Origin of the sequence: Halohasta salina (genome assembly GCF_024178165.1) — an archaeon.
Lineage (GTDB): Archaea > Halobacteriota > Halobacteria > Halobacteriales > Haloferacaceae > Halohasta > Halohasta salina.
Genome location: NZ_JAMZIE010000003.1, coordinates 249656 through 271511 on the forward strand (window position 1 = coordinate 249656; position 21856 = coordinate 271511).

At 65.7% G+C, this 21856-nt stretch carries 25 protein-coding genes; 17 read left to right on the forward strand and 8 right to left on the reverse strand.

What is annotated here, in order from left to right; all coding sequences use genetic code 11:
• The first annotated feature begins 65 nt into the window (after window positions 1-65).
• Window positions 66-1250 carry an inorganic phosphate transporter gene (locus tag NKJ34_RS08445; protein ID WP_253737851.1) on the forward strand — a complete coding sequence of 395 codons (1185 nt, stop codon included), beginning with the start codon at window positions 66-68 and terminating at the stop codon, window positions 1248-1250.
• Between the two features lie 197 nt (window positions 1251-1447).
• On the opposite strand, the gene NKJ34_RS08450 is transcribed toward NKJ34_RS08445, so the two are convergent.
• Window positions 1448-2443: a radical SAM protein gene (locus NKJ34_RS08450; RefSeq protein ID WP_253737852.1), complete on the reverse strand. Its 996-nt coding sequence runs from the start codon at window positions 2441-2443 to the stop codon at window positions 1448-1450.
• Between the two features lie 123 nt (window positions 2444-2566).
• Between NKJ34_RS08450 and NKJ34_RS08455 the strand changes: the two genes are divergently transcribed.
• Window positions 2567-3682, forward strand: a complete 1116-nt coding sequence (locus NKJ34_RS08455; protein ID WP_253737853.1) for a DUF373 family protein — start codon at window positions 2567-2569, stop codon at window positions 3680-3682.
• A gap of 3 nt (window positions 3683-3685) precedes the next feature.
• Here the strand turns inward: NKJ34_RS08455 and NKJ34_RS08460 are convergent, their stop codons facing one another.
• Both NKJ34_RS08460 and pyrE read right to left on the reverse strand, forming a co-directional pair.
• Window positions 3686-4276: a DJ-1/PfpI family protein gene (locus tag NKJ34_RS08460; protein WP_253737854.1), complete on the reverse strand. Its 591-nt coding sequence runs from the start codon at window positions 4274-4276 to the stop codon at window positions 3686-3688.
• Window positions 4277-4373: 97 nt separating this feature from the next.
• On the reverse strand, window positions 4374-4895 hold the full coding sequence (gene pyrE, locus NKJ34_RS08465) for an orotate phosphoribosyltransferase (protein WP_253737855.1): 522 nt from the start codon (window positions 4893-4895) through the stop codon (window positions 4374-4376).
• Window positions 4896-5225: 330 nt separating this feature from the next.
• Between pyrE and NKJ34_RS08470 the strand changes: the two genes are divergently transcribed.
• On the forward strand, window positions 5226-6230 hold the full coding sequence (locus tag NKJ34_RS08470) for an arsenic resistance protein (RefSeq protein WP_253738122.1): 1005 nt from the start codon (window positions 5226-5228) through the stop codon (window positions 6228-6230).
• Here the strand turns inward: NKJ34_RS08470 and NKJ34_RS08475 are convergent.
• Complete coding sequence (locus NKJ34_RS08475; RefSeq protein ID WP_425491794.1) at window positions 6227-7219, reverse strand: methyltransferase domain-containing protein; 993 nt, start codon at window positions 7217-7219, stop codon at window positions 6227-6229. The genes NKJ34_RS08470 and NKJ34_RS08475 overlap by 4 nt on opposite strands.
• 120 nt (window positions 7220-7339) lie before the next feature.
• On the opposite strand from NKJ34_RS08475, the gene NKJ34_RS08480 reads away from it, so the two are divergent.
• From NKJ34_RS08480 to NKJ34_RS08495, 4 genes are all read left to right on the forward strand, one after another.
• A complete protein-coding gene (locus tag NKJ34_RS08480) occupies window positions 7340-7657 on the forward strand; it encodes a DUF5658 family protein (RefSeq protein ID WP_253737856.1) in 318 nt (105 codons plus the stop codon).
• Between the two features lie 82 nt (window positions 7658-7739).
• Window positions 7740-8300, forward strand: coding sequence for a TATA-box-binding protein (locus NKJ34_RS08485; protein WP_253737857.1), 561 nt, complete (start codon window positions 7740-7742; stop codon window positions 8298-8300).
• 40 nt (window positions 8301-8340) lie between these two features.
• Window positions 8341-8730 (forward strand): DUF7473 family protein, encoded by a 390-nt coding sequence (locus NKJ34_RS08490; RefSeq protein WP_253737858.1) that lies wholly within the window; start codon window positions 8341-8343, stop codon window positions 8728-8730.
• Window positions 8731-8781: 51 nt separating this feature from the next.
• A complete protein-coding gene (locus NKJ34_RS08495) occupies window positions 8782-9759 on the forward strand; it encodes a CPBP family intramembrane glutamic endopeptidase (RefSeq protein WP_253737859.1) in 978 nt (325 codons plus the stop codon).
• Between the two features lie 7 nt (window positions 9760-9766).
• Here the strand turns inward: NKJ34_RS08495 and hisG are convergent, their stop codons facing one another.
• On the reverse strand, window positions 9767-10612 hold the full coding sequence (hisG, locus tag NKJ34_RS08500) for an ATP phosphoribosyltransferase (protein WP_253737860.1): 846 nt from the start codon (window positions 10610-10612) through the stop codon (window positions 9767-9769).
• A gap of 81 nt (window positions 10613-10693) precedes the next feature.
• On the opposite strand from hisG, the gene NKJ34_RS08505 reads away from it, so the two are divergent.
• From NKJ34_RS08505 to NKJ34_RS08540, 8 genes are all read left to right on the forward strand, one after another.
• Window positions 10694-11368: a peptidase gene (locus NKJ34_RS08505; protein WP_253737861.1), complete on the forward strand. Its 675-nt coding sequence runs from the start codon at window positions 10694-10696 to the stop codon at window positions 11366-11368.
• A 32-nt stretch (window positions 11369-11400) separates the two neighbouring features.
• Window positions 11401-12690, forward strand: a complete 1290-nt coding sequence (locus NKJ34_RS08510; RefSeq protein WP_253737862.1) for an amidohydrolase — start codon at window positions 11401-11403, stop codon at window positions 12688-12690.
• Window positions 12691-12779: 89 nt separating this feature from the next.
• Window positions 12780-12956: a hypothetical protein gene (locus NKJ34_RS08515; protein ID WP_253737863.1), complete on the forward strand. Its 177-nt coding sequence runs from the start codon at window positions 12780-12782 to the stop codon at window positions 12954-12956.
• Between the two features lie 43 nt (window positions 12957-12999).
• Complete coding sequence (locus NKJ34_RS08520) at window positions 13000-14289, forward strand: adenosylhomocysteinase (RefSeq protein ID WP_253737864.1); 1290 nt, start codon at window positions 13000-13002, stop codon at window positions 14287-14289.
• A 46-nt stretch (window positions 14290-14335) separates the two neighbouring features.
• Window positions 14336-14527, forward strand: a complete 192-nt coding sequence (locus tag NKJ34_RS08525; protein WP_253737865.1) for a hypothetical protein — start codon at window positions 14336-14338, stop codon at window positions 14525-14527.
• Between the two features lie 78 nt (window positions 14528-14605).
• Window positions 14606-15028 (forward strand): Holliday junction resolvase Hjc, encoded by a 423-nt coding sequence (gene hjc, locus NKJ34_RS08530; protein ID WP_253737866.1) that lies wholly within the window; start codon window positions 14606-14608, stop codon window positions 15026-15028.
• A gap of 79 nt (window positions 15029-15107) precedes the next feature.
• Window positions 15108-15533, forward strand: coding sequence for an Ig-like domain-containing protein (locus NKJ34_RS08535; protein ID WP_253737867.1), 426 nt, complete (start codon window positions 15108-15110; stop codon window positions 15531-15533).
• A gap of 98 nt (window positions 15534-15631) precedes the next feature.
• Window positions 15632-15853: a DUF7472 family protein gene (locus NKJ34_RS08540; protein WP_253737868.1), complete on the forward strand. Its 222-nt coding sequence runs from the start codon at window positions 15632-15634 to the stop codon at window positions 15851-15853.
• A 61-nt stretch (window positions 15854-15914) separates the two neighbouring features.
• On the opposite strand, the gene NKJ34_RS08545 is transcribed toward NKJ34_RS08540, so the two are convergent.
• Window positions 15915-17009, reverse strand: a complete 1095-nt coding sequence (locus NKJ34_RS08545; RefSeq protein ID WP_253737869.1) for a DNA primase large subunit PriL — start codon at window positions 17007-17009, stop codon at window positions 15915-15917.
• A gap of 98 nt (window positions 17010-17107) precedes the next feature.
• Here NKJ34_RS08545 and NKJ34_RS08550 point away from each other — a divergent pair, with 98 nt between their 5' ends.
• A complete protein-coding gene (locus NKJ34_RS08550) occupies window positions 17108-17704 on the forward strand; it encodes a DUF7474 family protein (RefSeq protein WP_253737870.1) in 597 nt (198 codons plus the stop codon).
• A 68-nt stretch (window positions 17705-17772) separates the two neighbouring features.
• Here NKJ34_RS08550 and NKJ34_RS08555 read toward each other — a convergent pair whose 3' ends face one another.
• Window positions 17773-18516, reverse strand: coding sequence for a DNA polymerase sliding clamp (locus NKJ34_RS08555; protein WP_253737871.1), 744 nt, complete (start codon window positions 18514-18516; stop codon window positions 17773-17775).
• Between the two features lie 166 nt (window positions 18517-18682).
• Between NKJ34_RS08555 and NKJ34_RS08560 the strand changes: the two genes are divergently transcribed.
• A complete protein-coding gene (locus NKJ34_RS08560; RefSeq protein WP_253737872.1) occupies window positions 18683-20419 on the forward strand; it encodes an ATP-binding protein in 1737 nt (578 codons plus the stop codon).
• Window positions 20420-20468: 49 nt separating this feature from the next.
• Here NKJ34_RS08560 and NKJ34_RS08565 read toward each other — a convergent pair whose 3' ends face one another.
• Window positions 20469-21842 (reverse strand): phosphoglucomutase/phosphomannomutase family protein, encoded by a 1374-nt coding sequence (locus tag NKJ34_RS08565; protein WP_253737873.1) that lies wholly within the window; start codon window positions 21840-21842, stop codon window positions 20469-20471.
• Window positions 21843-21856 lie beyond the last annotated feature (14 nt).

Here is a 21856-nt window from a genome sequence, read left to right on the forward strand (position 1 = left end):
CCGCCGGTCGGCTGCCGGCCGAACACCTGATGCTTAACCCGTGTCGGCCGAAAGGAACTGCTACTGTGACCGAGGTACTGTTGATTATTGGCGTGGTGGTAGCGATCTTCGTCGGCTACAACATCGGCGGGTCGACGACGGGACCCGCCTTCGGACCGGCGGTCGGTGCCGGAGCGCTCTCGAAGACGCTCGCGGCCGGCCTGATGACCGTCTTCTTCTTCATCGGCGGCTGGACCATCGGCCGCCGGGTCGTCGACACGCTGGGGACCGAACTGGTGACGAATCCGGAGATCTTCACACTGCCGGCCTCTATTACGGTCCTGTTTTTCATCGGCCTTGCGCTGTTCGTCGGCAACGTCTTCGGCGTCCCCGCCTCGACCTCGATGACTGCCGTCGGCGCGATCGCCGGGCTCGGTCTCGCCAGCGGCTCGCTGGACTGGGCCGTCATGGGCGAGATCGTCTCGTGGTGGCTCGTCGCGCCCGTCATCGGCTTCTGGATCTCGGCGGTCATCGGCCGCTACTTCTACGCGGCGCTCAACGAGCGGATCGCGCTGGCCCAAACCGAGGGCTCGCTGCTGACCGTCGACCGGTCGGGGATTATCCCGAAGATCGGCCTCGGCCCGAACACGACGGCGCGGGAGCTGTTCGGCATCACCGTCGTCATCGGGATCGGCTGTATCATGGCCTTCAGCTCCGGGACGAGCAACGTCGCCAACGCGATCGCCCCGCTGGTCGGCAGTGGCGCCCTCGAAATGAACACCGGCATTATCATCGCCTGTCTGGCGGTCGGCATCGGCGCGTTCACGATCGCCCGCCGAACCCTCGATACCCTCGGCAGCGACATCACCCAACTGCCGCTGACCGCCGCCATCGTCGTCGCCACCGTCAGCGCCGTTCTCGTCGTCGGGCTCTCGGCAATCGGGATCCCCGCGAGTTTCGTCGTCATCGCCACCATGTCGATCATCGGCCTCGGCTGGGGGCGGGCAACCCGAACCATGCGGGTCTCTCGCTCGGACATCTCGGAGAAAGCCGGCGAGACGCGGCTCTCGGTCGACTCGCTGGCCACCGACACCGAGGGCGAGTCCCTCCCGCCGATCGGCGAGGAGGACCCCGAGGATATCCCGAGCGCCGCCGATCTGTTCAACCCCGGGACGACCGCTCGGGTCGTCGTCATGCAGAACGTCGTCCCCGTCATCTCGACGGTCGGGGCGTATCTCGTCTTCCGGTTCCTGCCGTTCTTTGGCTTCTAAACGACGTTTTTCTACTCCGTCGCTCGCGTGCGCTCGCTCCGTCGGAAAAACGTCGATTAAAACGTTCCTCGCTCCCTCCGGAAGAGCAAGCTCTTCCGTGCTCTCGTTCGCTCTGCTCACGAGAACTACGGTCGCTCGTCACGATTCAATAACTGATGACTACCGCACTGCTACCGCACAGCAGTATGAAAAGCGTGCTACGCGAGCGGCGTCCGCTCGACGACCGTCCCGTCGACGGTCGGATACTGCTCGACGATCTCACCTTCGCTGACGTCGCCCTCTTCGACCATCTCTTCGAGGAGCCACCACGCCAGTTCGACGTGATCGGGCTTGACCGTGTAGAACTCCTCGGGGACGCCGAGTTCTTCGAGTCGGGCCTCAGATTCCCACGCCTTGCCGTAGACCAGCGTGCCGTCGTCGGTGATCTCGTCGAACTCCCGACGGATAACCCGTGCCATCCGCTTGAGGCGGTTGCGGTGCTGGGCGGCGTCCTTGAAGACACTCGTACAGAAGTAGACGCGCTCGTGGTCGCCCATCTCTTCGAGGATCGCCTCTTTCGAGCCGTCGACCGCCGACATGTGGCCCTCCTGGAGTTCGTAGCCCTGCTCCTGCATCCGACGGTAGTTGCCGTCGCTCATTTCGAACTCGTTGATGTTGCAGAACTCCGCCGCGCCCTCGTCGAGGAACTCCAAGAATTCGGGCTCGGCGCGAATGCCGGGGATCTCGAAGGCCGGTGTGAGGCCCTCCTCGCGAGCGATATAGAGGATTTCCTCCCACTCGGTGCCATGCAAGTCGCCCCACTGCTCGTATGGCGGGTGGAATCGGATCTCGTCGAGACCGGCCTCCGAGAGTCGACGCATGTTCTCCCGGCCGCCAGTGATGCCAGTATACAGGTGGGTGTGGTGGTCCTCGCCGAACTCGTCTTTGAGGAGGCTGAGGTAGCGACACGTCTTGGCCATCGCCTCCTGTGGCTCGCCGCCGGTGATCGAGGTGCCCAGCGCGTCCATCCGGTGGGCCTCCTCGATGATGTCCTCGTCGGCCTCGACTTTGCGTTCGTTGGCGTAGACGTCGGTGACGTTCTTGCGGTTTTCTCCCAGCGGGCAGTAGAAACAGTCCCGCTGGTCACAGTAGCCGTAGACGAAAAGCACCATCTTCCCGCCTTTGGCGCACTGTTCGCAGCCTTTGGAGATCATCAGTTAGCCTTCATACCGCCCGTGGCCACAAAAAGCGTCCGAAACAGCCACTGACCGTGAGCCTCGGTGTCGACCCACGCTCCCAGAAAAGCCTTAACCGAACGCTCACGTAGCATCACCTGAATGCTGCTTGTCCTCTGTGTCGACCTCGACGACGACGTTGGCCGGAAGACCGGCCTCTCGACGCCGGTCGTCGGGGCCGACGCCGTCCGCGAGGCGGCGGTCGCCCTCGCCACGGTCGACCCCGAGGACTCCGACGTCAACGTCATGTTTCAGGGGCTCTCCACGTACGAGGCGCTCCGCGAGGAGGGCGACGAGGAGGTCGAGGTCGCGGTCGTCACCGGCGTCGAAGGCAACGACGTCCGGGCCAACCGGACGGTCGGCGAAGAGATCGACACCACGCTGGCGGGCCTCCAGACCGGCGAGGAGGTCCGGGCGATCATCATCACCGACGGCGCACAGGACGAGTCCGTGGTGCCGGTGATCCGCTCGCGGATGCCGATCGACGGCGTCCGCCGCGTCGTGGTCCGGCAGGCCCAGAACCTCGAATCGATGTACTACACCATCAAGCAGGTACTGGCCGACCCCGAGACCCGCGGCACCGTGTTGGTCCCGCTGGGGGTGCTCCTGTTGATCTACCCGCTTGTGGTCATCGCCGGCGTCTTCGATATCGCCGGCGCGGTCGTCCTCGGGTTGCTCTCGGCGCTGGTCGGCCTCTACTCGCTGTTCCGGGGGTTGGGTCTCGAAGAGACCGTCGACACGACCGTCGACAGGGTCCGCAACGGGCTGTACGCCGGCCGGGCGACGCTGATCACCTACGTCGTCGCCGTCGCACTCATCATCGTCGGCGGCGTCCAAGGTGTCTCGATGATCGAGACCGTCGAGTCGACCACCGCTACCCCCGTCGAGATCCCCACCGCCGCGGCGGCGTTCGTCCACGGCGCAGTCCAGTGGTTCGCCGCCGCCGGCATCACCAGCAGTCTCGGGCAGGTCACCGACGAGTATCTCGCCGGCCGGTTCCGCTGGCGGTACCTCAACGCCCCCTTCTACGTCGTCGCCATCGCCATCGTCCTCTACGGACTCTCCGGGTTCTTCCTCCCGACGATCGACGGGATCGTCACCCTCTCGCTGACCGATCTGGCGGTGGCGCTGACCGTCGGGACGCTGATGGGCGTGTTGAGCACGCTTACCTTCGCTATCGCCGAATCCCGCTACCCCTCGCAGGCCGATCCTGCCTGATGGTTAGTCGGCCGCGGCGGCAGGCTCGCCGTGGCTGATCTCGTCGCCCAGCAGATCGAGGAACTCGGCGAGCCACTCGGGGTGGTCGGGCCACGCCTGACCGGTCACGAGGTTCCGATCCCGAACGACGCCGTCGACCCACGAACAGCCGGCGGCCTCACACTCGGCGCGAACCGCCGGGTAGGCGGTCAGTTCGTACCCCTCCAACACGTCCGCAGCCGCCAGGATCTGGGGGCCGTGACAGATCGACGCCACCGGCTTGTCGGCCTCGAAGAAGTGTTGGACCGCCTCGATGACGGCGTCGTACCCCCGGAGGTACTCCGGGGCGCGGCCGCCGGGGACACAGAGGGCGTCGTACTCGGTGGGGTCGACGTCGGCCATCGTCGCGGTCAACTCGAAGTCGTGGCCCCGTGTCTCCATGTAGGTCTGGTCGCCACGGAAGTCGTGGATCGCGGTCTTGATCGTTTCACCGGCCTCCTTGTCGGGACAGACGGCGTCGACGCTGTGGCCGACCATCTCTAAGGCCTGATACGGTACCATGATCTCGTAGTCCTCGCCGAAGTCGCCGACGATCATCAGGATATCTTTGGACATGCGTGTCTCTCCTACACCATTTGTCATTATAAAAACACCGTCGGCATCCGTGACTGTCGGGAATTCCACGCGGTCAGCCGCGCTATTGGTCGACCCGCTACTGGTCGGCCAGCAGTTCGCTGGCGTTCACCAGCGCGTCGAGTTCCAGGTCGTGGTCGGCGAGGTTCTCGGTCGCGCCCTCCTCGCGGTCGACGACCACCAGCACGCGGTTGACCGTCGCGCCGGCCTCGCGGAGTGCCTCGGCGGCGTCGACCGCGGAGTTGCCGGTCGTGGCGATGTCTTCGAGGACGACGACCTCCTCGCCCGCTTCGAGTCGACCCTCGATTCGGTTGCCCGTCCCGTACTCCTTGGCCTGCTTGCGGGCGATCACGTAGGGCCGGTCGGTCTCGGTCGCGGTGACTGCAACCAGCGGCACCGCACCGAGGGCGACGCCGGCGAGTTTCGGCTCCTCGATCTTTTCGGCGAAGGCTTCGGCGATGAGTTCCAGACAGTGGGGGTCGGTCTCGAAGAGGTACTTGTCGACGTAGTAGTCGCTGGTCCCGCCGTGGGAGAGTTCGAACTCGCCGTACTGGACCGCATCGGCCGCCCGGAGCGCGTCGATGAGTTCCTGATTCGTCATTGTGCGTCGTCGGCAGGCCGTCGGCTTAAACGGGCGGGATCCGATCCGCACCGCGTACTCGCCGACAGTTGTGGGTTGTTTTTACTATTCTCCATACTCGGCTGACGACTGATTCGATGTCCGAACCAGAATCAAACGCTTCGAATCGAAATCTCTCGCTTTGGCGACCGACAGTTTTGTATAATATGGGCACAACCAAACTGATATGCACACCGATCAGTCGACACCTGTCTTGCTGTCCGCGTGCCGTTCCGGCGCGCCGCCGGCCGCCGGCGCTCCGCTGCGGGTCGACGCCGGACGGATACTGTCGTCGACCGGCGGGAGGGGAGCATGATACGGTCGTATCTCATCGCGCTGAAGCAGAACTTGATCTACGTCGTGATCGCCTCGCTCGTGGGTGGCCTCGCTTTCGGGCAGGTCGCCGGGCCGGGAACCAAGGGGCTGCTCAAGACGGCGGTGGTGCCGGTGTTGTTCCTGATGATCTACCCGATGATGATCAACATCGATCTCCGGGAGATCCTCCACGTTCGGACCCACGCCAAGGTCGTCGCCCTCACCCTGTTGCTCAACTTCGGGTTCGCGCCGCTGCTGGCGGTCGGTCTCGGTCGGCTGTTTTTCGCCGGCTCGGTCGGCTACACCATCGGCCTCTACTTCATCGCGCTGATCCCTTCCTCGGGGATGACCGCCGCCTGGACCGGGCTGGCCGGCGGCGATCTGGAGTCGGCGCTGGTCGCCATGTCGGTGAACCTGCTGGCGGCGATCGCCATCCTCCCGGCGTATCTGTCGCTTCTGATTCCCGGCAGCGTCGGCTTCGAGCCCACGGCACTCTACCGCCAGCTCGCCACGGTGATCGTCGGCCCGATGGTCGCCGGCACGATCACCCGTTCGGTGATCCTTCGCCGGTACGACTCCGATGGGCTCAAACGGCTGAAACCAGTGTTCGGCGGCGTCAGTTCCCTGGGCGTGATGCTGATCGTCTTCATCGCGATGACGATGCGGTCGACCGCGATCCTCAGCGATCCGATCACCTCCGCGACTACGGTCGTCCCACTGCTCGCGTTTTACGCCGTTATTCTGGCCGTGGGCGCGGGGCTCGGCCGCCTGCTGTTGTCGGACGAACTGGGTATCTCGCTGGTGTACGTCACCAGCATGCGGAACCTCTCGATCGCGGTCGCCATCGTCGTCGCCAGCGACAGCCTCCCGACCGAGGCCGTCCTCCCGATCGCGCTGGCCTACATCATCCAGCCGCCGCTGGGGGCGGTGTACATGCACTACCGCCGGGACGTCGTCGACGAGGGGCTGTCGATCAGGCAGGCGGTCGCCAATATGGTCTAACCAGACAGCACGTGGACGTGTCGAACGAGCGTCCCGTGAACTCGCCGCTCGAACCGTCTGTCGACCGTCCACCCCGCGTCCTCGGCTTCCGCTTCCCACGACCGGTCGGCGACCACCACAGCTCTCGGGGCGATCCGGCGGGCCTCTGCCAGCGCTCCACCCACTAAGTCGGCGAGTTCATGGCGGGCGATCTTCGACTGGCGGCCGTAGGGGGCATCGAAGACGACGGCATCGGCGCAGTCGTCGACCATCGGCAGGGCGGTCGCATCGCCGTGGATGATCTCGCCGCCGCCGTCGAGCAGCGCATCGAGGTTCTCCCGACTGCCGCGGGTCATCTTCCACTGGGCGTCGACGCCCACCACCGCGCTGCCGACGAGTCCCGCCTCCAACAGGAGGCCGCCGGTCCCACACATCGGGTCGACGACCCGCGTGTCGGGCCCGGCTCCCGCGATATTGACGAGCGCGCGGGCGTCGAGGGGGGCCATGCTCCCCGGCTGAAAGAAGGGCCGGTCGGTGGGCCGGCGCTCGCCGAAGTCGCGTTTGCTCTCGACGGTGAGCCACCCAATGAAACAGCGGTCTCGGCGCTCGCCGTCGACCTCGCCCGCCGAAAACAGCACCCGAAGCTCGTGGTCGGGATCGTCGAGGTCGACCGAAAAGCCCCGGTCGACGAGTACCGCCCCCAGCCGCCGCTCGGCGGTTTGGGTGGAACAGCCGGTCGTCGACCGCACGTCGCGGGCCCGGACGGCCACCGAGCCCGTCCGGTCGATCGCCGCCGCTCGGAGGGCGGCTTCGGCGGCGTCGACCTCGGCGTCGGTCGTGGCGATCAGGTCGCTGGCGGCGTGGGTGTAGGCCAGCGTCCGGACCCCGTCGGCGTCGATCCCACGTGCGGTCGCCACCCCCGGCGCGGCAACCTCGAGTGCCGAGGCCGCCGACCGGGCCTCGCAGGCGGCGAAGGCGTCGTCGTCGCCGGCCAACTCCAGACAGTACACAGTCGACACTGCGGGATGGCGGCTATCAGCGTGTCGGTCCCGGCCGACCATCAGGAGTAATTGGCCGTTGTCGACGACTAATCGGGGGGTACTGATATGCCCCCATCTCTTGCAAGCGGTATGGACGTCTCGACGGCCGAACTTCGGTGGTGGTTGCTGGCCGTGTTGCTCTACGGCGTCGGCGACTACGTCACGACCGTAGCCGCGGTCCGGCGGCGGGAGGTCGTCGAGGCCAACCCTGCGGTGATCGCGTTGCTGTCGGACTCGCCGGGACCGGTGGGGTTCGCGCTCCTGAAAGGCGGAGCGCTGGTGGTCTGTTTTTTAGGCTTCCTCTCGATTTCGACGAGCCCGATTGCGGTCGGCGTCCCGATCGGCATCTCGGTGCTCGGGGCGGTCGTCACCGCCTCGAATACGGTGATGCTGCTCACAAGCGAGTAGGGGGCCCCTCGAACGCGGCGGATTCGATCCGCCCCGGATTGACTTACATTTATACATGGGACGGGCGATAGCCCAGATACGAATGCGCGATCCGAAAGAAACGATCTCCATCGAGAACGTGGTCGCCTCGACGGGGATCGGTCAGGAACTCGACCTCCAGAGCGTGGCGATGGACCTCGACGGGGCCGACTACGACCCCGAGCAGTTCCCCGGCTTGGTCTACCGCACCCAGTCGCCGAAATCCGCCGCGCTGATCTTCCGGTCGGGCAAGATCGTCTGTACCGGCGCGAACTCCACGACGGCCGTCCACGAGAGCCTCGATATCGTCTTCGAGAAGCTACGGGAACTCCAGATCCCGATCGACGACGAGCCCGAGATCACCGTCCAGAACATCGTCACCAGCGCCGATCTCGGGACCGACCTCAACCTCAACGCGATCGCCATCGGGCTCGGCCTCGAAAACATCGAGTACGAACCCGAGCAGTTCCCCGGGCTGGTCTACCGGCTCGACGAGCCGGAGGTCGTCGCGCTGTTGTTCGGCTCCGGCAAGCTCGTCATCACCGGCGGCAAGGAGCCCAGCGACGCCGAGGCCGCCGTCGACGTCATCACCGACCGGCTCGACGACCTCGGGTTGTTGGCCTGAAAACCGACAGTTTCGACACCCTACAGCGGCTACCGCCGGTATGGTGGCCACGCTCCTGTCGGCTCCGTTCGTCCTGCAAGCGCCTCCCAGCCCGATATCGGTGCTCGGCACCGTCGGTCTGCTGGCGCTGTTCCTCTCGCTGACCGCTCATCTAGCCGCCCGGAACGTCCTCGGCGACGTCTCGCCGGCCAAGGCCCTCGGCGTCGGCGCGGGGCCTGCGGCCGTCTCGGTCGCCACGCCGCTGTTGTCGTTGCCCGGTGTCGTCGGCATCCTCTCGGCGATCGTCGTCGACGGCGTGGCGATCAAACTGGTCTACGATCAGCCGCGCCGCGTGACCCTCTCGCTGCTGGCGGTCCACGCGATCGTCTCGGTGCTTCTCGGGACCGTCATCTTCGGCGGGCTGATCCTGCTGTCGACCGTCCCCGGCTGACTCCGATTCCGCAACCACAGCCTACAGGTAGCGGTGTGCCGATGGGCCGGTATGCGCCGTCTCCAGTGGCTCCTCTGGAACCGATCGGAACGCCGACTCCGCGCGCCGTGGCGGCTCGCGGTAGGCCTCGTGTTTTTCGGGCTGGTGGCGGTCGCCAGCGTGTTGGGCCTCCAACTCCTTCGGGTGGTCCTCGGGGTCGACGGGCTCCTCAATGCCGCCGGACCTACGGTCCGGCCGCTGGTGTTGAATGCCGTCGTCGGGCTCCTCGTCGCGGCGGCGCTCGTGGTGGTCGCTCGCCTCCTCGATCGCCGGCTGATGTCGGATTACGGCCTCGGAGTCGACCGCGAGTGGTGGGTCGACTGGGCGGTCGGCCTCGTGATCGGTGCGGGAGCGATCACGGCGGCCGTGGCGGTCGGGCTCGCCGGCGGCTGGCTCGCCGTCGACCGGGTCGGTCCTGCGGCCGGCTCGCTGCCGGCGTTTGCCGCGCTTACGGCCGTCTTCGTCGTCGTCGGTTTCTACGAGGAGTTGTTCGTCCGTGGCTATCTCCTGACCAACCTCGCCGAGGGGTTCCGGTGGGTCGATCGCTTCGGCGCGCCCGTCGCCGCCGCCCTCGCCACCCTGTTGTCGGCGCTGCTGTTCGGCGGTCTCCACGCGACGAACCCGAGTGCGACGACCGCGAGCACGATCGTCATCGCGGCGGCAGGGGTGATGCTCGCCCTCGGCTACCTCTACACCGGGGAGTTGGCGCTGTCGATCGGCATCCACACCACGTGGAACGCGTTTCAGGGACTCGTCTACGGCCTCCCGGTCAGCGGCATCAGCCTCCCGGTGTCGATCGTCCGCACCGCCCCCCGCGGGTCGACGGTCGTCTCCGGCGGCCCGTTCGGTCCGGAGGCCGGCCTGTTGGGACTGTTCGGTGTCATCGTGGCGGCGCTCGGCGTCGTCGGCTACTGTCGGTTCCGGTACGGTACCATCGCGGTTCGTCCGACGATCAGTTCGCCGACACTCCGGGCCGTTTCCGGCGAGTAGGCAGTGACTACTCGACGAGCCGCTCGATTTCGGTAACTAAAATATCGCTTGCACCTTCGCTTTTCAGATCGTTGATCACTTCGAACACCTGTCGTTCGTCGACAACCGCATGGACGGCCACGTCCTCGCTGCCGGCGACGTCCATCACCGTCGGGCCGCCGAGACCGGGAATGACGTTCTGGACGGCTGCGAGGTTCTTTTCGTCGACGTTCATCATGAGGTAGCGTTTGTCGTTGGCCGCCAGCACGGATTCCAGCGCCGTCACGAGCTGTTGGACCTTTTCGTTGCCGGCGGTTTCCTCGCGGGCGAACAGCCGGACCGAACTCGCCAACACCTCGTCGAGGACGGAGAGCCGGTTGACCCGCAGCGTGGTTCCGGTCGAGGTGATGTCGACGATGGCGTCGGCCATCTCGACGTGCGGGGTGAGTTCGGTCGCGCCCGTTACCTCGATGATCTCGGTGTCGATCTTCCGGGCGCGGAAGTACTGCTCGGTGATCGTCGGGAACTCGGTGGCGACCTTCTTGCCGTCCAACTGCTCGGGGTCGGTGATGTCGCCGTCTTCGGGGGCCGCCAGCACGAGCCGACAGCGGCCGTAGTCGAGATCGAGGAGTTCCGAGAGGTCCGCCTCCGACTCGTGGACCTGATCAAGACCGGTGACGCCGACTTCGGCCGCGCCGTCGGCGACGTACTCGGGGATGTCGGCGGCCCGTGCGAACAGGATGCTCACCTCGGGGTCGACCGTCTCGGCGTACAGCTTGCGGTCGGCTCCGTTCTCGATGTGGAGCCCCGCCCGTTCGAGAAGCTCCACCGTCGGCTCGTGCAGTCGACCCTTGTTAGGCACGGCAATGCGCATATCCTCCCTCTCTGTCGAGGGGGCAACTGTCTTTCCCTCCCGGAGCGCAACCGATTTGCCTCTCGGAGAACACCGACCGGTATGCCTGGGCTCCCGATGTATGCCGCCGTGCCGCTTCAGCTGTCGGTCGACCCAGTATGGTTCGTCGCGGTCGCCGTGGTCGTCTTCGGCGTCGGGGCGATCGTCGCGCCAGTGGTCGCGCTGTCGCTCCGGGAGACCCGAGCGCCGACACCCGACGAGCGCGACCGGCTCGCCCGGCTGGAGGCCACCGACACCGCTTCCGACCGGATCCGCATCGTCGACGGCGACGGGGTCGAGGTGTCGCTCCGCGGACCGCCCGGTAGGCGGTCCCTACTGGTGTCGACGGCCGTCTTCGACCTCGACGAATCGACGGCCGCTGCACTCCTCGCCGCCGAACGCGCCCGCGGTCGGTATCTGTATATCGAGTACCGCGCGCTGGCTGCTGCGAGCGTGATCGGCATCGCGACCGGGATGTTCGGCGGGCTGGTGACCTTTTCCGACGGCCTGTTTTTCATCGCGGTCGCCGCGCTCTGGCTGTTTTGGATGGGTCGACGGCTCCAGTTCGCGGCCGATAACGCCGCAGCCCGGCGGGTCGGCAGCGAGACGCTCGCGGCGGCCTTCGAGACCGCCGCCGCGCGCCGGGGCGTCGACCCCGAATCCGCGACCTGGCGGACCTACTTCGAGGTCCAACCGCCCTTGGGCCAGCGGATCGACCGGCTCCGGGACCGATCCTGATTTCTTAAGGGACCGCCGTCCGAACCCTCTGCATGGACGACGTATACGCGATCGAGGGCGGCCACGTACTGACGCCCGACTTCGAGGTGCGCAACGCCGACGTGCTGGTCGACCGCGAGGCCGGTGAGGTCATCGAGGTCGGAGACGTGTCGGCCGCCGAGACACTGGACGCGACCGGCTGTTTAGTTATGCCGGGGCTAACGAACGCCCACACCCACGTCGCGATGACGCTGCTCCGCGGCCACGCCGACGACAAACCGCTCGACGCGTGGTTGCAGGAGGACATCTGGCCGGTCGAGGCCGAACTCACTCCAGAGGATATCCGCGTCGGAACGGAACTCGGGCTCGTCGAGTTCATCAAAAACGGGATCACCGGCTTCGCCGACAGCTACTTCGAGGTCTCCGAGATCGCTGCTGCCACCGAGCAGTCCGGCCTCCGGGCCAACCTCTGTCACGCCTTCATTACCATCGGGAAGGACGACGAGGCCGCTCGGGCCGACGCTCAGGAGGGCCTCGATATCGCCCGCGAGTTCGAGGGAGCAGCCGACGGCCGGATCACGACCGCGCTGATGCCCCACTCGTTGACGACCGTCGAAACCGAGTACCTCGAAGCGTTCGTCTCGGAGGCCCGCGAGGCCGGCATCCCGCTGCACTACCACGCCAACGAGACCGAAAACGAGGTCGACCCTATCGTCTCCGAGCACGGCGTCCGCCCGCTGGAGTACGCCGCCGACCTGGGGATGCTGACCGACGATGACTTCTTGGCCCACTGTGTCCACGTCGACGAGACGGAGATCGACCTGCTGGCCGAGACGGGCGCGAGCGTGATCCACTGTCCGGCCTCGAACATGAAACTCGCGAGCGGAATCGCCCCGATTCAGGAGATGCTCGACGCGGGCGTCAACGTCGGTCTCGGCACTGATGGTGCGGCCTCGAACAACGATCTCGGCCTCTTCGACGAGATCCGCGATGCGGCGATGATCGGGAAGCTCGCCCGCGGTGACGCCCGCGATGTGGCCGCCGAAGACGCGGTGCGGATGGCCACCGAGGGCAGTGCCGAAGCCATCGGCCTGCCGGTCGGCCGACTCGAAGCTGGGGGGACCGCCGACCTCGCAGTGGTCGACTTCGACGCCCCACACCTCACGCCGATCCACGACTACGTGAGCCATCTGGCCTACGCGGTCCGCGGCTCGGACGTCCGCCATACGATCTGTGACGGCGAGGTGCTGATGGAAGACCGCGAGGTGCAGACGTTGGACGAAGCGGATGTGAAACAGCGGGCAAGCGAGGCCGCTGCCGCGCTGGTCGACCGCGCCGAGTAGGTCGATCCGCCACCGGAGGTATCGAGCCGGTAACAGGGAGTTCCTGTCAGCCACCTTGATTTAAAAGTATACGGCATATACTCATCCGTATGGAGCGGTCGACCGAGGCACTACTCACCGCGGTTATCGGGGTACTGGGGGCAGTTGGGTTTCTCGCATTGACGGTCTACCCTTTCCAGTATGGGTTCGGCGAGAGCCTCGTACTGATCGGCGCGCTCGTCGCTGCCCTCCTGTTCCAGACGGTGCTGGACGACACCTCCTTCTGACCCGCTTCGGTACCGTTTTCACCGCCTGCGGTGAACCTCCTGTATGAGCGAATCAGCGTACCCGCCGGTCTCTGCCCACCTCGACGATGTCGAGGCCGCCGAGGCCGAGGGTCGACGCAAGATGGAGTGGGCGCTACAGCACATGCCGATCCTGCAGTCGCTCCGCGAGGAGTTCGAAGCCGACCAACCCCTCGACGGCGAGACGATCGGGATGGCGATGCACGTCGAAGCCAAGACCGCCAATCTGGTCGAACTGCTTGCCCTCGGCGGCGCGGAGGTCGCCATCACCGGCTGTAATCCGCTCTCGACGCACGACGACGTGAGCGCGGCGCTTGACGCCCACGAGAACATCACCTCCTACGCCGTCCGCGGCGTCGACGACGATGACTACTACGCCGCCATCGACGCCGTCCTTGACCACGAGCCGACGATCACGGTCGACGACGGGATGGACATGATCGCGGCGATCCACGAGGATCACCCCGAGCTCATCGAGACCATCGTCGGCGGCTGCGAGGAGACCACGACCGGCGTCCACCGACTGCGCGCGATGGACGACGACGGCGCGCTCGAATACCCGGTCTTCGCGGTCAACGACACCCCGATGAAGACGCTGTTCGACAACGTCCACGGCACCGGCGAGTCCTCGCTGGCCACCATCGCGATGACGACGAACCTCTCGTATGCGGGCAAGAACGTCGTCGTCGCGGGCTACGGCTACTGCGGAAAGGGCGTCGCCAAGAAGGCCGCCGGCCAGAACGCCAACGTCATCGTCACCGAAGTCGACCCCCGGAAGGCGCTGGAAGCCCACATGGAGGGCTACGACGTGATGCCCATGAAGAAGGCGGCCGCCGAGGCCGACCTCATCCTGACGACCACCGGCAACCGCGACGTGGTCGTCGACGAACACTTCGACCAAATGAAGGACGGCGTCCTGCTCGCCAACGCGGGCCACTTCGACATCGAGATCGATCTGGTCGCACTCGAAGAGCGCGCGGTCGACACATACGAGGCCCGCGAGGGTGTCGAAGCCTACGAGATGCCGGACGGCCGCCGGCTCAACGTCCTCGCCGAAGGGCGGCTCGTCAACCTCGCCGCGCCGGTCGCGCTGGGCCACCCCGTCGAGGTGATGGACCAGAGCTTCGGCGTCCAGGCTGTCGCCGTCCGTGAACTCGCTCACAACGGCGCGGCCTACGAGCCCGGCGTCCACGAGGTGCCCGACGAGCTGGATCGGGAGATCGCCGAGATCAAACTCGACGCCGAGGGCGTCGACCACGACTCGCTGACCGACGAGCAACGCGAGTACATGGGCAGCTGGGATCACGGAACCTGAGGGCGGACTCCCGACTGTTTAAGACGGTCGGCCGAAAGATCACTGTATGAAAATCGGCTGGGCCTACATGGGAATCAGTGCGCTGCTGGTCATCGTCGGGACGTTCATGGCTATCGACGGGATCGACCCCTACGGCGATCTCCTGCTTGCGAGTTCGCTGCTGTTCATCTATTTGGGGTCGAACGCATTGGCCGACGACCGGAAGGCACGCGAGGCCGCCGAGGCGGACACCGAGTGATGCGACTCTCACCGCCCGTCCGCAGTAGTCTCTGCCTACTTCTCGATATGCGTACCACCGTGTCGATGGAGGGCATCGATGGCGGCCAATAGGAAGGGCGACCGCCGGGAACGCGAACTGGTCAACCGCCTCGACGAGGCCGGATTCGCAGTGATGCGAGCGCCGGCCAGCGGCAGCGCGACCGACCGGGAACTCCCCGACGTGTTGGCCGGCGACGGCGAGCGGTTCTACGCCATCGAGGCCAAATCCAGCAGCGGCGATCCGATCTACCTCTCGGGTGAGGAGGTCGAAGCCCTCATCTATTTCGCCCAGAACTTCGGCGCGAAGGCCCGCATCGGCGTCCGGTTCGACCGCGAAGACTGGTACTTCTTCCATCCCGGCGACCTCTATACGACCGACGGCGGCAACTACCGCGTTAAAAAGGAGACCGCACTCGCCGACGGCGTCGACTTCGAGGAGTTCGTCGGCATCAGCACCAAGACGACGCTCGACGACCTCTAGTTGCTAATCAATTCAGTCTAAATATATCTTCTTTGCTTTTTGAATAAAGGATATGAGCACGTAGCCGGAAGGGACACTAATGCGTCTCTATCGGCGCCGGGCAGTGGTGGGGGTGGTTTCGATGCTCGTCGCGGCGGGCTGTCTCGGCGATTCGTCGCTCCGCGAGCCGTTCGATCTGCGGATCGAAAACCGGGACAGTCGCCCCCGAGCGCTGTCGGTCGCCGTCGACCGCGTCACCGACGAGACCGTCTACGAGCAGCGCCATCGGCTCGATGCTGGCGAACGGATCACCGAGCCGGCCGTCGTCGAGACACCCGGTCGCTACCGGATCACTGCCACCGACGTCACGGCCGATACGGAACGGGCGGCCGAACGGAACGTCGAACTCACGACCGGTCGGCCCTTCTGTGGCTGGTTTTCGGTCCGGGTCGACGCCGAGTCGGTTACCGCCGCCGTACCGCGGTGCCCCGAGGAGTCGGCCGACCGGGCCGGTCCGGATCCCTAATGCTGTCGAGTCGAAACCAGCCGCCAGCGAGAGGCCGCTGTCGGTCGGCTCCCGTCGCTTTCGAAGCCCTTTTGAGATGGCCGGGGAAACCCAGCGGCATGGACATAGACGAGGAAATGCGCCGACAGACGGTGGTCTCACTGCTCGCCGTCGGGCTGTTCCTCGCTTCCCTCATCGGTATCGGCGTCGTGTTCGACGGTACCGAAGGGTTGCCGAGTGACGGCGCGCTGGCACTGGTCGGCGCGCTCGCCGGATTCGTACTGCTTATGGCCGCCGTCGGGCTCTTTCTCATCCGATCCGACGACTCCTCGGACTCCTGATCGGTCGACCAGCTCTGCGGACTCCCGTTGTTACCAACTGCTTACCGTTAGTAGCCACTGACTACTCGGCGTTCGTGTCCGCGCGCCAGTCGACCAGTTCCTCCTCGCGGTCCTCCAAGCGACTCTGATAGTACGCCAGCGGGTGGCTCGCGGTCTTCCAGTGGTCGTCTTCGTTGTGACAGATCCCGTAGGCGCTCAACGTTTCGCAGGACGGCGGCGGGTACTGGGTGCCGCGGTCGTCGGTGAGATACTCCGTCTGGTAGCGGATCCCCTCGGGATCCAGCGAGGATTCCGCACAGAAGTCGACGATCTCGTCGGGCTCCATCCCGATCCCGGTCAGAAACGCCATCAGCGTGAAACTTTCAAACGCCTCGAGTTCGATCCCGTCTTCGGCTTTCTGGAGCAGGTTCTCGATGCAGGGCGGGAACAGCGCCCGATTGACGAAGTCGATCCGGCCGACGGCGGTCCGCTCGGAGAGCAGCCGGCGGAGTTCGCCGAGATCGGATTCGAGGGGTTCGACGATCCCCTCGCCCTCGGTCAACCCCTCGAAGGGGAGGCCGTCGGCGATTCGCCGCCGGATCGCCGTCCCCAACAGCGAAAACAGCTCCTCGCGTTCGATCCGGACCTCGCCGTCGGCTACTTCGCGGTCGACCAGCCGCCAGCGGTCGCCGTCACCGGCGAGCCGCAGATACGCACCGAGTTCCACCCGGAACCACGCGGGCTCGCGGCTCGCGTGGTCGGCCGCCGGACGGATCGTCCCCGAGAGCCCCAACTCGTCGAGGATCGTCTCGCGGTCGAGCCTCGCGGTGGTCGTGCTCCGGAGGCCGTCGTCGCCGGCCGCGAAATCCTCTTGGAGCCGCTCGACGGCCGTCTTCGCCTCCGCGGCGGCGTACTTATCGATCGCCGCCCCCGAATCCAGCAGCGAGACGAGGATCCGGGCGATCGGATAGGAGAGCAGTTCGTCCTCGTCGCGCCACTCGTCTGGGTCTTCGGCGTCGACCCGGCCGGCCATCAGTGCGCGTTCGACCCGTTTACGCCCCCGGTCGACGGCGGGTGCGCCCTCGGCGATCAGCGTCTCGATGTCGACGCCCAGCTCGCCGACGGCCTGCCGGGCCGCTTCGAGGAACGGGTACCGCGCGTAGAGCCGGGCCGACATGACTACCGCCGACTTTCATGGCAGTATGAATAAGCCCGACGGTCGACCGGCCGCGGGATGACGGAATCTATAATTCGGTCGGGACCCAGCACCCGGTCGTGCCCCGTTTCAGCTACCCCTGTCCGGGCTGTCGAACCACCAACAGCCTCCACGAACTCGACTGCGAGTTCGAGGGGACGCCGTGGCCCACCATTGAGAAGGCCTACACCGACTGTCTGTCGGTGCTGTCGGCCAGCCCGACGCCGGTCGCCGAGTCGACGCTCCGGGAGTCCGTCCACGGCGAGTGGGGCCCGCTGCACGCCGCCGCGCTCCGGACGCTGACGGCGGTCGACCGGGTCGAACGGGCCGACGACGGGACGCTCCGGCTGCTGACCGCCGCCGAGTACACCGAACTCGTCTCCGAGCCCACCATCGAACCCATGCGGACGATCTACGAACACGGCTCGGTGCCGGGCTGTCACGACAACGCCGTCTTCGCCATGATCGCGTGGTACGAGATGGTCGACCTCTCGTGGGCCGAAACCAAGGAGGCGGTCGTCGAGTGGCTCCGCCAGTCGGGGGCGTGGGACCGCGGCGGCTTCGAGGAATCCTCGCCGGAGGAACTCGTCGAAAACAAACGGCACGTCTACGAGGCGGGGTACGGCTGGAAGCAAGCCGGCAGAGAGGCCAAGGCCGTCATCGACCGCCAGCGGTAGTCGACGGCTACTCGACTATTAGTCCGATAAACTGTGGTTACTCGACCGGGCTGATCGGTATGCGGTAGTTATTCGCTCTGGATCCGCGGGGCGAGCATGTAGGTGACGTGGCCCAGCCCCTCGGCGAACTCGTAGTGGAGCTTGACGGGGAACTCCTCGCCGAGGTCGACGGTCACCTCGGTCGCCTTCGGGATCGCCTTGTTCATATCCTTGAGGTAGTCCAGCGAGAACAGCGAGTCTGCCGGGCCGGCGGTGAGGTCGATGAGGTCCTCGCTGGTGAGTTCAAGGTCGACGTCGTCGGTGTCGCCCTCGGCCTCGATGTAGAAGGCCTCGCTTCCCTCGTCGACGCGCAGGGAGATGTGGTCCGAGACCATGTCGGCGGCGGTGATCCCGCGGTCGAGCTGGTTGCCTTCGAGGACGATCTGGGCGGGGAGGTCCAGCTCCGGGATGTCGGGCTCTTGGCGGATCGAATCGGGGTCGATCAGCGCCAACGTATACGAGAGGCCGTCGATCCCGATGTGGAGCTTGCGGGTCTCCTCGTCGAGTTCGAACCGGATGAGATCGCCGCTGTTGGCCATCCCGGCGATATCCTGCAGCCGGCCGAGGTTGACGCCGATGACGCCGCCGTCGGCCTCGTAGGACTCGAAAGCCGCAGCGTCTAACGAGAGGTCGACCATGCCGACGTTGGCCGGGTCGACGGCGCGGATCGAGAACTCCTCCTCATTGAGCCGGATCTTACACTCGTCTACCAGCACGCTCACCGAATCGAGCGCGTCTGTGAGCGTGTCGGCGCTCACGATGGCCTTGAACATATAATCCGTTCTACGAACGGCCCCGATAAAAAGGCATCCGGTTCCGGTACCCACCGTGTCGGCCCCCGAGGGTGAGCCGGTGTAGACGAGCCTGCCGAACCGCAGTCCGGATTGCCGTCTCGTGTAGAGGTAAACTATTTATTCGGGTCCACAGTTGCTGTACGCAGTGACAGTCGCGTCCTCCATCCAGTTGGCAGTCGTAGCCGGATGCGTGAGCATCGGGTACGTCTTCTTCGGCGGCTACCTGTTGCGACGCGACGATGGGATCGGCGTCGACAGCCTCGGAGCCTTCGCCGTCCTCTGGGGGGCCAGTTTCGTTCTTCAGTCAGTGCTCATCTACGTGTTTGGCTCGTACGGTATCACCGACGGGGCCCAACTCATCGAACTCCAGTCGTCAATGCCCACGTCGGTCCAGTCGGCACTGACCGGGATGGACCTCCTTGCCGAGCTCTTGACCGTCGGTGGCATCTTCATGTGGCTGTGGTTCGTGCTCAGGTACACCCAGCGGATCGGCCGTCGCGAAAAGCTCGCTTTGAGCGTTCTCGGTGGGGTCACCTTCCTGGTAGTAATGTTGAACGGGCTCATCGGGGCCGTCGACACCTTCGGCGTCATCGAAATCGAGCCGGCCTTCCGGTCGAGCGTCCACCAGTTCGGCTCCGTCGTCGAGGTGCTGGGAACCGGCGTTGCCGTCGGAATCGGGATCGCACTTCTGTATGCGACCGCCACCAACCACCGCCCGTTCCGTGAGATGACGGTTGTCGGGCTCTCGGCGCCCATCATCTTCCCCTGGTTGTTGCGGTATCTCTACCAGTTCGGTCTCGTTACCGGTTTTCAGGCGATCAGTGGGCTGCGAACTGCCGGTCTCTCGGTCGGTCTCGCCGGCCTCTGGCTGGCAGTAACGAAGTACGATCTGTTCGACCAGTTGCCGGCCTCACGGTCGGTCGGTCGACAGACTGCCTTCGACTCCTCCGATACCGCGTTGGTCGTCGTCAACAACGACAACAACGTCTCGGACCTCAACCCCGCGGCCCGGAAACTGTTCTCCGTGTCAGCACTCGACAGTATCGGCGCGCCGCTGGACGACCTGTTGCCCGACCGAGTCGATAGCGACGACCTCCGGCAGTCCGAGCCAATCATCTTCCGAATGCCCAACAGCGACACGATCATCGAGGCAGTGATGACCACCGCGACCGATGACGACGACACCCAGATCGGGCGGACGGTCGTCTTCACCGACATCACTGCCGAGCGCCGCCGCCAGCAGCGCATTCAGGTGCTCAACCGCATCCTCCGGCACAACCTCCGCAACGACCTCAACGCGGCCAAAGGCTACGTCGGCGTCATGGCCGACGGCGGCCCGGAGGCCGAGATCTACCAGCAGAAAGTCGAGGGGATCCTCGACGATCTAGTGACGATCGGCAAGAAGGCCCAGAGCACCGAGAACGTCCTCGACGCCGAGCCGCTGGCGGACTCGCCGACCCAACTGGGCGTGCTGATCAAAGACGCCATCGACGCGGTCAAATCCGAGTACGACTCGGTATCGGTGTCGGGGTCAGTGCCGGCGTCGGTGGCGGTTCAGATCAACCCGGTCGTCATCGGCTCGATCATCGAGGAGGTCATCGAGAACGCCGTCCGTCACACCGACTCGGCGATCACGATCAGCTACGACGCCGAAGCGGCGATCCTGACCATCGCCGACGACGGGCCGGGGATCCCCGACCACGAGATCGCCGTCTTGGACAACGCCCAAGAGACCGACCTCAAACACGGCAGCGGCCTCGGGCTGTGGCTCGTCAAGTGGGGTACTGACAGCTTCGGCGGCACCGTCCGCTTCGATACCGACGAGACCGGAACCCGTGTTCGGCTCTCCCTCCCCGACGATCTGGTCGAAGAGATAGAGTGACGCTCCGTGACTCCGATCGAAAAAGCGAGTCGCCGTGTCCTCCCAGCGTCTAGACCAACGGTTCGACCAGGTCGACGCCCTCCTCAAGCAGGGTTTCGAGTCGATCCTCGCTTCCGGCTTCACCGTACACGCGGAGTTTGGGCTCGGTGCCGCTGGGTCGGATCAGGAGCCACGAGCCGTCTTCTAAGAGGAGTTTGAAGCCGTCGAGGGTGACGGTGTTGGCGACCGCCGAGCCGGCGACAGACTCGGGGATGTGGTCTTCGAGATCCGACAGGACGCGCTCTTTCTGGTCGTCGGGACAGGCCACGCTGCGTTTGCTGGCGTGGATCTCGCCGTGCTCGTCGAGGAGTTTGTCGACGCGGTCGTCGAGCGGTTCGGCCGCCGTGACCGCACCAGCCAGCAGCGCCATCAGGACGCCGTCTTTCTCGCGAATGTGGCCGCGGATCGAGAAGCCGCCGGACTCCTCGCCACCAATCAAGGCATCGGAGTCGCCCATCGCCTTACCGACCCACTTGAAGCCGACCGGCACCTCGACGACTTCTTCGCCGTTTGCCTCGGCGATGCGGTCGATCAGGAACGTGGTCGACACCGAGCGCACTGCGGGGCCGGAGTCGGTTTCGAGGAGGTAGTCGTACACTGCTGCAAAGAAGAGGTTCTCGTCGAGATAGCCGCGCTCTGGCGTACAGATGGCGATCCGGTCGGCGTCGCCGTCGTTGGCGATGCCGAGATCGGCGTCGTGTTCTTCGACCGCATCGGCCAGCGGCTGGAGGTTGCTCGGGGACGGTTCGGGCTCGCCGCCGCCGAAGGTCGGGTCCTTCTCGCAGCGTCGACGGATCACTTCCGCGCCTGCCGATTCAAGCAGCGCGTCGGTGACACCTTGGCCGCTGCCGTAGAGGGCGTCGTAGACGACCGTGAGATCCGAGAGGTCGGCGTCGACCAGCTCGTGGGCGTGGTCGGCGTGGTTCGGGATCGGATCGACCTCCCGGATTTCGCCCCACTCCTCTTCGGGCAGGAGGTCGGGCTCGGCGAGGTTGTCGACGATTTTCTCGGTGCGTTCGGGCAGCGCGGGCGCGCCGTCCTCGGGAATGAATTTGACGCCGTTGTATTCGGGCGGGTTGTGCGAGGCGGTGACCATCAGTGCACACGACAGCCCGCGGTCGACGATCGCATACGCGATCACCGGGGTCGGGCAGTCCCGCTCGGGCAGCAGGACGTCGAACCCGTGGCCGGCGAGGATCTCCGCGAGGCTCTCGGCGAAGCCGGGCGAGGTCTCCCGTGCGTCGTAGCCGACGATGACCGGGTCGGTGTACCCTTCCTCCTCGAGATAGCGGGCGACGGCTTCGCCGACGATGCGTACTCGTTCGTCAGTGAACGTATCGAGGGTGGCGCGCCACCCATCGGTGCCGAAGGCAATCTTGTCCATACGCTATCTGCTGT